The organism is [Clostridium] citroniae WAL-17108, from assembly GCF_000233455.1.
GTDB classification, from domain to species: Bacteria; Bacillota; Clostridia; order Lachnospirales; family Lachnospiraceae; genus Enterocloster; species Enterocloster citroniae.
Map to the genome: position 1 here is coordinate 383,825 of NZ_JH376421.1, position 11,196 is coordinate 395,020.

Sequence of the window (11,196 nt, forward strand, 5' to 3'; positions counted from 1 at the left end):
GAACCTTGATACAAGGTTCCTTCTAAGCTAACAGAGGGCAATGAATATGAAAACATATACAAAAAAACAACGTGACCTTAAAAAGAACCTGATCGCATGGCTTTTGGTCACACCGTCATTGATCTTTATGCTTATTTTTACTGTGTGGCCTGTTTTCCGCAGTATCTATCTAAGCATGACAAAATATAAGCTGGGCATGAAGGCCCCGGATTTTATCGGCCTGGAGAATTACATCAGCCTGGCAGGCTCCTCCCTTTTTTGGAAGGTAATGGGCAATACCCTTTACTTTGCCCTGATCACCATCATACCCAGTATGGTAGTCGGCCTTTTCCTGGCTGCCATTGTCAACCGCAAGAGCAGAGCCACCGGGTTTGTGCGCACAGCCTACTTTTATCCGGTCATCATGCCCATGATCGCCATTGCCAGCATCTGGATGTTTATCTACATGGCAAAGAACGGCCTGTTTGACCAGATGCTTTCATCCCTTGGCATCAAGCCCATGAACGTGCTCTCCAGCAAAAAAACGGTTTTGCCCGCCATGGCTTTTATGTATGTGTGGAAGGAAGCCGGATACCTGATGGTCTTCTTCCTCTCCGGCATCCAGAGCATTTCCGAGGAAGTCAATGAAGCCGCCAGAATTGACGGCGCAGGTACCTGGACCATTTTCAGGAAGATCACACTGCCGCTCCTGGCACCCACCTTTTTATTTGTTTCCACCATTGCCCTGACCAACAGCTTTAAGCTGGTGGACCATGTGGTCATCATGACCGAAGGGGCGCCCAACAACGCCTCCACCCTGCTTCTCTACTACATATACCAGCAGGGCTTTACCAACTTTAACTACGGGGTATCATCTGCCCTGACAACCGTTATGCTTGTCCTGCTTATGATCGTTGCACTGCCGCGCTTCCTGAGCCAGGATAAGAAGATTCACTATAATTAAAGGAGGATCAACCATGCAGAAGAAAAAACGAACCGGTTTCGCAGTCACCGCATTTGCAGTTATCCTTGGGGTGTTATGGCTGATTCCGTTGATCTGGATGGTTGGGACTGCATTTTCCGTTCCCTCCTTCCACATGTCACTGTTTCCCACCACTCCTTTTACCCTTGATAACCTTTATTATGTGTGGAATGCCATTCCTTTTGCCACCTACTATATCAACACCCTGGCCCTGGTCATATGTACCTTTGCCGTCCAGTTTGTCACCTCCACCCTGGCAGCCTATGCCCTTGGTGTTATGGATTTTAAGGGTTCCTCCCTTCTATTTGCAGTGATCTTCATGCAGATCATCATCCCTAATGATGTACTGATCACCCCCAACTTCATGACACTTTCTGAGATGCGGCTGGTGGACACAAAGATCGGTATGATGCTTCCTTTCTACGGAAGCGCACTGGCGATCTTCCTCCTGAGGCAGCATTTTAAATCCATCCCCAAGGCCCTGGCCGAGGCGGCTAAGATTGACGGCGCCAATACCTGGCAGACCATATGGAGGGTATACATGCCCTGTGCAAAGCCGGCTTACCTTTCCTTTGCGGTCATCTCTGTCAGCTATCATTGGAACAACTATCTGTGGCCCTTGATCGTTACCAATTCACCGGAGAACCGGACCCTGACCGTGGGTCTTGCCATTTTCGCCAAGTCAAAGGAAGCAAACATGCAATGGGCTAATGTCTGTGCCGCTGCATTTATCATCATCATCCCATTGCTTTTGGCATTCTTTTTTGCTCAGAAACAGTTCATGAGCAGCTTTGTAAGCGCAGGCATTAAAGAATAGGAGGCGTTTTCATGAAACTTAATTTTCTGGGAAAGGGCTCTGCCTTTTATCCCGTTTTCGGCAATACAGGGGCTTATCTGCGAAGCGGCAGCGAACTGTACCTGTTAGACTGCGGGGAGACCATCTTTGATACGCTCTACCGAAAGGAAGACTTGAACAGCATAACCGCAGTTTACGTGATCCTCACCCATCTTCACGCAGACCATGTGGGCAGTCTGGGAACGCTGATATCCTATTATCACTGCCTCCACGGCATCAAGGTCCATGTCATCCACCCCGAGTCCACCATAACCCAGCTTCTGACCCTGGTGGGAATTGACCCGGAAGCATACATTTACCTGGAACACCTCCCGGAAAACAGAGCGGGCCTGAAGGCAGAGCCCGTACCGGTCAAACATGCAGCCGATATGAAATGTTACGGTTATCTCCTCTTCGATGACCGGGAGTGTGTCTACTACAGCGGAGATGCCTCCGATGTGCCGGATGAGATCCGCACCCGGTTCCTCACCGGTTCTGTACAGAGAATTTACCAGGATACATCCACCCATGACTCCCCTGACCCTTCCCATTGCTTTTATGGAAAGCTGGAACAGTGGGTACCCATGGAAAAGCGCATGTCGGTGTACTGTATGCACCTGGACAGCGCATGTGAAGAACTTTTGACAGAAAAGGGCTTTAATATCGTACAAATATGAGAAAGGAAGGAATCTGCCCGGTGATGCGAATGGAACTATTGAACCGTCTGTCCCCTGAAATGCAATTTCAAAGCGAGCTTCTGATGAGAATTATCCTGGCATGCTTTGTAGGTTATATCATAGGATACGAGCGCAAAAGCAGGGACAAAAGCGCAGGCATGCGCACTCACGCCATCGTAGGCCTGGGGGCCGCCCTGATCATGATCGTATCCAAATACGGGTTTCACGATATCCCTGACTATGACGCTTCCCGTGTGGCTGCCCAGATCGTATCCGGCGTGGGTTTCCTGGGTGCGGGTATCATATTTGTGAGAAATAATATAGTAAGCGGCCTGACCACGGCAGCGGGGATCTGGACAACCGCAGGTGTGGGAATGGCCATTGGGGCCGGATCTTATTTTATCGGAATCTGTGCAGGCTTTCTGGTCGTCTTTATCCAGATCCTGCTTCACAACATACCCTTCCTGTCCTCTGAGCCAACCAGAGGCTATGTAAAAGTGACCACGGATCATTTTGACGAAGTGATGTCAGAGATGCAGGAAAAATTCCGCAGGGAAAAGATAAAAATCATAGGATTGAAAATCAATAAATCCAAATCCGAGACCAAGATTGAGTTTGATCTGCTTTACCCGGCAAGATATGAGAAAAACAAACTGCTCCTTGCGCTTTCAAAGGACGAAAGGATTCATGGGATTTCAGGATGAGGATGGGACTTTAAATTGGGACATTTCCAAACAATCTTTGCTCAAACAATACTCACGCAAACAATCCTCCAGCAGTGAATGCCGGAGCATTCTTATGCTTCCGGCATTCATCTGTTGGATCCTCTCTTTATATGCATTCTTTACCGGCTCTTTGCCAATATAAAATAATGTTTGCTATTATGCTTTTCACCTGCATAGTAGCAGTCATCCACATGCCGGATATGCCGGATCTCAAACTCTCCAAACAACTGGATGATATCATCAAAGGTGACATAAAAATGGGGGACACCCTGTTCCGGCCCTTCCTCTGTTTTTACAATTGTATTATCATCGATTTTAGGATACCCGGCTTCTTTATAGCTCCAAGTTTCTTTTGAACAAAGTGATAAAAATATCTCCCCATTGGGTTTCAGCACCCTGTGGATTTCAGAAAGGATGGCCTCCATTCCTTTTGTGTCCGTATGGGAGATCACATGATACGCAAATATACCGTCAAAGTACTGGTCGGGATAAGGGAGTTTTAACATATCGCAGATATGGGTATTTATGCTCAGATTCTCTTTCTTAGCCCAGCCGGTCAGCGTGTTTACCCCGTCTTCCGACAGATCAAATGCCCATACATGAAAGCCCTGCTTTGCAAAAAAAATGGAATGACGCCCCAGACCACAGCCAAAATCCAGTAAATTTTTAAAGTTCATCTCCTTCCATCGGTTTGCAAAATAATAACTCTCCTCACTTGGCTTGAGCCAAAAGGGATCCGTTTCCTGTTTCCAATCCCATGCTCTTGAAATATTCATCTTTGCCTCCGTAAATTACCTCATTATATTTTCTAGTTTATCTATTAATCCTGTTTCATGTATAAAAGCGGATACGGATTTCCCTGTTTGTCATGACCCGTTCTTTGATAGACCTGAAAACCCACATGTTCGTAAAACCCCTTTGCAAGTGGGTTCTGCTCATCCACAACCAGTTCCTTGACTAAATAAATGTATTGATCCTACAGATTTTTCCATATTTCTACCAGCTGTTGTATCAGCTGAGGGGGACCGTTCCCCGACCTCTATCATTCCCATATATCCCTCCGTCAACGCGGGTCAGCCGCAATTCCTGTTGGCGGAATCCAGCGTATTCCTCTGCCAGATTGCGAAGTTTCTGCATCTCATGACAATCTTCCCAAAGGGATAGTTTTATCTCCATCCCCTTACCTTTCTTTTTAGATGTCCAAACGCCGATGATCTCTCCGCGGAATATGACAGCACCCGGATTGGTGACAAGTTTCCATATCTGTCTGTGCAGGGACTGGTCGGGCTGCAGGATCATTCGGTCGCGCTGGTCCAGGAAGGGGTCATGGGCGCCAAGAAATAAAAGTTCCCTTGAAAAGACCGCATCGGCAAAAAGCTGCTCTTTGTCCTCAGATAAAATAAATGCCTCTTTCCCCAACACCCCGACCGGCTCCATTTCCCCTGAAACAGATTCCCACATACGCCGCCCCTGGGAACGGGAACACCCCAGCCAGGTTACGAACATATCAATTGTTGCAGGTCCATAGCAGTGCAGGTATTTCCTCACCAGCTTTTTTTCAGATTCCTCATCCGCCTTTAAGGTATGCCCTGTCCAGTTTTTATAGGAGGTAAATGCAGGGCTGATGCCGCTCCGTTCCCCAAACACCACCAACCCCCTGAAGGCACAGGGGCGAAGCAGAAAGGATACCGCAGCGCCGCCCACAGTCTGCTTATCCGGGCTGCCGTACATGGATGGCCGATTCCACAGACCGCGCTTTGAGGAAGGCAGCAGCGGCGCCATCCACTGGGCAATGGTCTCATCCAGCGCATTTTTGCTGACAATAACCTGGTCATCCAGCTGCGGCATGACCTGCAATAACATATCTGACAGATCACCCATCTCCATCTCCAAAAAATCAAGGGCCAATGTGATCCCCTGTGTATAGATCCACGGTTCTTCTCCTCTGGGAATAAGAGCAGACAAAAACACATCACTTTCCGCGGTCGGAAATACAACAGGCGCTCCCCTTAAGCTCCATGCCTGCAAGAGCGTCTTATCCCCATACAGCAATTGCTCCATCTCCCCCAAAGTGCAATCGGGAACACGGTTGTACAGGGCTGCCTCCCATGCGCCGGGCGGGGTGTTCTGCATCCCACATGCGCCTATGGCCTCCCCTATATCAGACTTCCGGTATACTGCATCCAGATGGTGGGAGCGGAGCCTGAAGCTCCTTATCCGTTCAATGCCTGGCTCTTCCATGTAATATGTCCTTTCTGTAATATGCCTGTTCCGGATCATATCCTCACCGGATCATGTGTTATTTGTACAATGTCTTCCTTGTACCATATTCTCTCCGCGCCATGTTACTCTACCGATTATCATGGGCTGCATATTTTTCATAGTAGGCAATGGCCACATCTTCGCTCAGCGAAAATCTACGGCACAGTTTTTCTATAATCCGTCCTCTTGGAATACCTTCCTCCATGTTGTCCAGGATCAGTGCCTGAATGCCTTTTGCCATTCCTTTTGCCATTCCCTTTTCCAGCCCGGTTTCCATGCCTTCTTCCCAAAGCATCTGTCCCAATATCGTCATTCCGATCCTCTCCTTTACTTTTTCTAGTTCTTCCCTTTTTAAGAACTTGACCGCCAACGCATACAAAACAGACTGCATCCGTTTGATCTCGCCTTTCCTAATATCCAATTCCCCGCGCTGGAGTATGTCCATGCCCTGGCAGATGCGCTCGCTCATCGCCATCTCCCCTGACATCAAAGGTGACAGGAGAACTGGAAATACATCATAACGCTTCAATTGTTTTCCCTTTTTCATCTTGCGCTCCAGCTTCTCAAAAACGTTTTCCGCATTACGGTCCTTCAAACGCACCAGCTCAACCCGGTATATACTGTTCCCGTTAACCAGTTCCCCCTTGAGTATCTTTACATTGGAGGTACACAGCACGGTAGTTACCACCGGAACATTGTAAACCATACCGATAAATGCCTCGTATTCCCGAAACCGTCTTAAATCCCGCTGGGTGATGCTGTCGCTCTCAAATTCCAGGTGTCTCCATGAGCCGTCTTTCATGATAAAGTTAAAGTCTTCCTCCAGCCTGCGCATCTCCAGATGGATATGTTCTGTGGGCGCCACCCGGTCAATCATGCCCTTTACACCCACATAGGGCAGCAGATCCTCCCCGAAAAACTGGGCGGCGGTTTTCAGTACCCGGTCCTCCAGCTGGCTGACCCTTTTGTCCTCCCCCTGCCTTGGCAGGCCTTCTTTTCCCATACAGCCTCCTGTTCCGGCAAGCCATATAAGAACCTATCCCCATTATATCGTTTTTAAGTAAACCAGACAATAGCGCCTTTGCCTTTTCCTTTGTTCCTACCCAAGCGGGTAAAAGTATGATATGTTCATAGTAAATGGATCCTTCGCCCGATTCAATGGGCAGAATATGCGCACTGCGCACCTTAGATTAGAATGATCAAATGATTTGCAGCAATGAGAGATAAGCTCTTACGGCACGCCACAGACTGGTCTACTTAATATAACATGGTTCCTCGGGTTGGGCAAGACTAAAATGAGAGCGGATAACCATCCGCTCCCATTTTCTTTTTTATGATTCAACTACTGCTTCCTCTGCCGCAATCTCGATTCCCAACTCTTCCAGCTGCTTTCCATCCACAGGAGCAGGAGCTTCCGTCATCAGGCAGGAGGCATCCTTTACCTTCGGGAAAGCAATTACGTCACGGATGCTGTCCGAGCCAACCATCAGCATGACCACCCGGTCCAGTCCGTATGCCAGACCTGCGTGGGGCGGTACGCCGTACTTAAATGCGCTTAACAGGAAGCCGAACTGCTCCTGTGCGCGTTCCGGTGAAAATCCCAGTACTTCAAACATCTTGGACTGGATATCCGCCTGGTGGATACGTACGGAACCTCCGCCCAACTCAACGCCGTTAAGCACAATATCATACGCTTTTGCCCGCACACGGCCCGGATCTGTATCAATATACTGCAGGTCCTCATCCATGGGCATGGTAAATGGATGATGCATGGCTACATAGCGGTCTTCCTCTTCCGAGTATTCAAGCAGCGGAAACTCCGTTACCCAAAGGAATTTGAAATCATCCTTCTTAAGAAGATCCAGCTGCCTGGCCAATTCCAGACGCAGGTTACCGAGTACGTCATATACCACCTTATTCCTGTCAGCAGCAAACAGTAACAGATCTCCCGGCTGTCCGCCCATGGCAGCGATCAGGGCATTCATCTCGTCTTCCTTCATGAACTTTGCAAAGGATGACTTAAAGGTACCGTCCTCTGCGATCGCCACATAGGCAAGGCCCTTGGCTCCAAAGCCCTTGGCGTATTCAACCAGGGCATCGATCTTTTTCCTGGGCATATGTCCCTGTCCCTGTGCATTGATGCCGCGCACAGTGCCGCCGTTCTCCAGGGCGCCCTTAAACACAACAAACTCGCAGTCCTTTACCACATCAGATACATTCTTAAGCTCCATTCCAAAACGCAGGTCAGGCTTATCAGAGCCAAAACGGTCCATGGCTTCCTGCCATGTCATACGCTGGATGGGAAGCTGTACATCAAAATCACAGATTTCCTTAAACAGCTTTTTAAGAAGACGCTCATTCACCTCCAGAACATCATCCACATCCACAAAGGACAGCTCCATATCGATCTGTGTAAACTCGGGCTGACGGTCAGCCCTTAGATCCTCGTCCCTGTAGCAGCGAGCCAGCTGGAAATACCGGTCATAGCCGGAGCACATAAGGAGCTGCTTAAAGAGCTGGGGTGACTGGGGAAGCGCATAAAAGGAACCGGGATGTACACGGCTTGGCACCAGATAGTCACGTGCGCCTTCAGGTGTACTCTTGATCAGGGTGGGAGTCTCTATCTCAAGGAATCCTTCCTCTGCAAGGAATGCCCTTGTAAGGGTGGCAACCCTGCTTCGTGTAATCAGGTTTCTCTGGATATCAGGCCTTCTCAGATCAAGGAAACGGTACTTAAGGCGAAGTTCTTCCTTGGTCTTGGAATTCTCCTCAATGGGAAACGGCGGTGTCTCAGACTCCGCCAGCACCCTCATGGACTGTGCCCTGACTTCAATGGCGCCTGTGGCCAGGTTCTCATTCACAGCACCGGAACGCGCTTCCACACGGCCTGTCACTGCAATGACAAACTCACTTCTCAGCTTCTCAGCCTTTGCAAAGTTCTCAGGACCGCAATCGCTCTCTTCAAATATGATCTGCAGGATGCCGGAGCGGTCCCGTAAGTCCACGAAAATGATTCCGCCCTTGTTCCTGCTTTTCTGTACCCATCCCATTACGGTCACTTCCCGACCGATATTAGCGGTTGTTACTTCTGTACATCTGTGGGACCGCTTAAGCCCAATCATTGATTCTGCCATAATTATCTCCTTTATTTCTTCAAGCTTTCCTTGTAGAATTCCTTAAACTCCGTATAACCTTCATTTCCAAGCTGCTCCTTCTGGAACTTCTTGTTCTTGTTCATCTGGGCAACCAGCACATGAGCGCCCTTTTTGCGCTCCTCCATGGCCTCTTTGATCACGCCGGCCAGGGTGATACTGTCCACTCCCTTTTCAAACAGATACGCTTTCTTTTCTCCTGCTCCGGGCACCTTGAAACCATTGTCCATAAGAATGGTTACGATCCGCTCAAATCCAATGGAAAAACCACAGGCCGGTGTCTCCATGCCTGTAAACTTTCCGATCATCTTATCATAGCGTCCTCCGCCTGCAACGGAACCTCCGAATCCTTCCATGGAAACCTCGAAGATCGTTCCCGTGTAATAGGACATGCCGCGCACCAGGGTCGGATCAAACTCCAGGCCGAAATCAGCCTCAGACACCTCAGTCACCGTGTCCATAATGTGTGCCAGATTACGGCTCACCTCAAGGGGCATTACATCTGCCAGCTTCTGGCCAAGGGCCCGCACACCATCCGCATTCCTGGTCACATTCTTGAGCATGTCCAGATATTTGTCAACACATTCCTTCTGGTATCCGGACTCTAAAAGTTCCTTCTCCACTCCCTCCAGGCCGATCTTGTCCATCTTGTCCAGTGTGATGAATACCTGGTCCATGGAATCCTCCGGGAATCCGCAGTACAGAGCCATTCCCTTTAAGATCTCCCTGTCATTGATCCTGACTGTAAATGCATTGTCCGGGCAGATCTTACTCAGAGCCGCAGTGGTAGCCAGGATCAGTTCAATCTCAGCCAGGCTGGTTGGATCGCCCAGGATATCAATGTCGCACTGTACAAACTGACGGAAACGTCCCTTCTGTGGTCTGTCGGCACGCCACACGCTGCCCATCTGCAGGGCCTTAAAAGGGCTTGGCAGGTTTGCCGCATTATTGGCATAATAGCGTGACAGAGGAAGGGTAAGGTCATAGCGCAGCCCGCTGTCCACCAGATCGTTCTCCCCAGAAGCAGTCTCCAGGTTCAGCTTGTCTCCCCTTTTCAGGATCTTAAAAATAAGCTTTTCATTATCCCCTCCCTGTTTGCTGGTCAGGTTTTCTATATGCTCCACGCAGGGGGTCTCTATCTGTGAAAATCCAAAACCCCTGTAAGTCTCTTTGATCTGATCCATCACATATTCGCGGATCTGCATTTCCGCAGGAGTGATATCCTTCATACCGGTAACCGGTTTCTTCGCCAATGCCATATGCATTCTCCCATTCTTTCATTCTGATTTTAGTCAATACCTATATTTTAAATAACTTTTACGATTTTGCAAGTGTTTTAAGGAATTTTCCCCATATAAAGCAGCAATACAGCAGGACGGCCCTGTATTTTGGCTGTCCTGCTGTATATTGGTGCTGTATGATTATGATTTTGGCGCAAACATAAACGTTTTGCAGACTGCCCCGTCAGTAAGCTCCCGCACCATATGGACCTACCTCATTCTCTCATACTCATACGCCTCCAGGATCAGGTCCGTCAGTTTCAGCTTAACCGGCCCGCTGATCACAACAGCGGGCATTTGTTTTTTCCCTTCTCTCAGATACGGGTAGACAACACTCAGCCTACCTCTGCTGCTGTAAATACGGATGCCGCATATGGTAACCCCTTCACTGACCCTGACCGAAGCCATGGCGCAGGGGCGGCCTGGGGCTTCCCCCATGACGCGGACGCATACTTTCAGATTACTTGTGTCTGCCGCCACGTACATCCTCCCTCCAATCCATCCGGTCCTCCAGCCGCTGTAAGGAATACTCGGTCAGGGCCTCCCTTGCCTCCTGGCAGCTGGTACAGGATATGCCTTTTCCCATAATATAGCCCGCGGCCTGATTCCATGACTTCAGGCCGTATTTTTCCCGGGGTATCCGGTCCAGTACCAGGCGAAGGACCGACTGCCAGTACCAGGTTCTCAGATCCGATAAATATGTGCAGCCTAAAAGCTCCCTGAGTTCTTCCAGCAATGCGGAACCTGTATCTTCCCTGCTGCTGCACACTTCCCTACTGTAACCATCTTCCACCTTGTTTGCTTTAATCATACGTGACTCCTTACCTGCTTTTACAAACCGCAAAACAAAAATTAAATTCCAGGCAGATTGTAACTACATAATACATATTATGTTTTACAAATACATAAAAACAGCGTATTATCTGTAACAATAAGCTGGTTTCCATGGATTTATTATATCACAAAACCGTGAGCAGGCAATATTTTTTTAAGGGAACCATCCAGACTCCTCTTGGGATCTCCCTGCAGAACCGCGTAGAACCATGTAATACTGCCCAATGCCATGCAACACCATACAAAATACATGGTATGGGCAGCGTTATGTGGAAGGGGCCGGGGCAAAAAGGTGATAAAAATACGACATAATATGTATTATGTCGTTTTATCCATCAAATGATCATTTTCATTTTCTTCATCACTGCTTCCTGTTCTTCCCCGGTAGAAACCGTATAAATGCGTGTGGTCTCAACATTGGAATGCCCCAGTATATCTGCCAGGTGTACCAGACTCCTTATCGATCCCAT

11 protein-coding genes are annotated in these 11,196 nt (G+C 48.7%); 4 read left to right on the top strand and 7 right to left on the bottom strand.

Annotated features, from left to right (window positions below):
* Positions 1-46: 46 nt before the first annotated feature.
* The 4 genes from HMPREF9469_RS11735 to HMPREF9469_RS11750 are packed head-to-tail and all read left to right on the top strand — an operon-like array spanning position 47 to position 3,177.
* On the top strand, positions 47-943 hold the full coding sequence (locus HMPREF9469_RS11735) for a carbohydrate ABC transporter permease (RefSeq protein WP_007862192.1): 897 nt from the start codon (positions 47-49) through the stop codon (positions 941-943).
* A gap of 13 nt (positions 944-956) precedes the next feature.
* On the top strand, positions 957-1,778 hold the full coding sequence (locus HMPREF9469_RS11740) for a carbohydrate ABC transporter permease (protein WP_007862194.1): 822 nt from the start codon (positions 957-959) through the stop codon (positions 1,776-1,778).
* 11 nt (positions 1,779-1,789) lie between these two features.
* Positions 1,790-2,473 carry an MBL fold metallo-hydrolase gene (locus tag HMPREF9469_RS11745; RefSeq protein WP_007862196.1) on the top strand — a complete coding sequence of 228 codons (684 nt, stop codon included), beginning with the start codon at positions 1,790-1,792 and terminating at the stop codon, positions 2,471-2,473.
* A gap of 59 nt (positions 2,474-2,532) precedes the next feature.
* Positions 2,533-3,177 (top strand): MgtC/SapB family protein, encoded by a 645-nt coding sequence (locus tag HMPREF9469_RS11750; protein ID WP_215630161.1) that lies wholly within the window; start codon positions 2,533-2,535, stop codon positions 3,175-3,177.
* A gap of 140 nt (positions 3,178-3,317) precedes the next feature.
* Here the strand turns inward: HMPREF9469_RS11750 and HMPREF9469_RS11755 are convergent, their stop codons facing one another.
* From HMPREF9469_RS11755 to HMPREF9469_RS11785, 7 genes are all read right to left on the bottom strand, one after another.
* Positions 3,318-3,974 carry a class I SAM-dependent methyltransferase gene (locus HMPREF9469_RS11755; RefSeq protein WP_007862199.1) on the bottom strand — a complete coding sequence of 219 codons (657 nt, stop codon included), beginning with the start codon at positions 3,972-3,974 and terminating at the stop codon, positions 3,318-3,320.
* Positions 3,975-4,209: 235 nt separating this feature from the next.
* Positions 4,210-5,439, bottom strand: a complete 1,230-nt coding sequence (locus tag HMPREF9469_RS11760) for a winged helix DNA-binding domain-containing protein (RefSeq protein WP_007862201.1) — start codon at positions 5,437-5,439, stop codon at positions 4,210-4,212.
* 109 nt (positions 5,440-5,548) lie between these two features.
* Complete coding sequence (locus tag HMPREF9469_RS11765) at positions 5,549-6,463, bottom strand: hypothetical protein (protein WP_007862203.1); 915 nt, start codon at positions 6,461-6,463, stop codon at positions 5,549-5,551.
* Between the two features lie 328 nt (positions 6,464-6,791).
* Positions 6,792-8,594: an aspartate--tRNA ligase gene (gene aspS, locus HMPREF9469_RS11770; protein WP_007862204.1), complete on the bottom strand. Its 1,803-nt coding sequence runs from the start codon at positions 8,592-8,594 to the stop codon at positions 6,792-6,794.
* Between the two features lie 11 nt (positions 8,595-8,605).
* The gene (gene hisS / locus HMPREF9469_RS11775; RefSeq protein ID WP_007862205.1) at positions 8,606-9,871 is read right to left on the bottom strand and encodes a histidine--tRNA ligase; all 1,266 of its coding nucleotides are present in this window, start codon (positions 9,869-9,871) and stop codon (positions 8,606-8,608) included.
* 231 nt (positions 9,872-10,102) lie between these two features.
* Positions 10,103-10,378, bottom strand: coding sequence for a hypothetical protein (locus tag HMPREF9469_RS11780; protein WP_007862206.1), 276 nt, complete (start codon positions 10,376-10,378; stop codon positions 10,103-10,105).
* On the bottom strand, positions 10,353-10,703 hold the full coding sequence (locus HMPREF9469_RS11785) for a hypothetical protein (protein ID WP_007862207.1): 351 nt from the start codon (positions 10,701-10,703) through the stop codon (positions 10,353-10,355). Before HMPREF9469_RS11785 ends, HMPREF9469_RS11780 begins: the two co-directional genes overlap by 26 nt.
* Positions 10,704-11,196 lie beyond the last annotated feature (493 nt).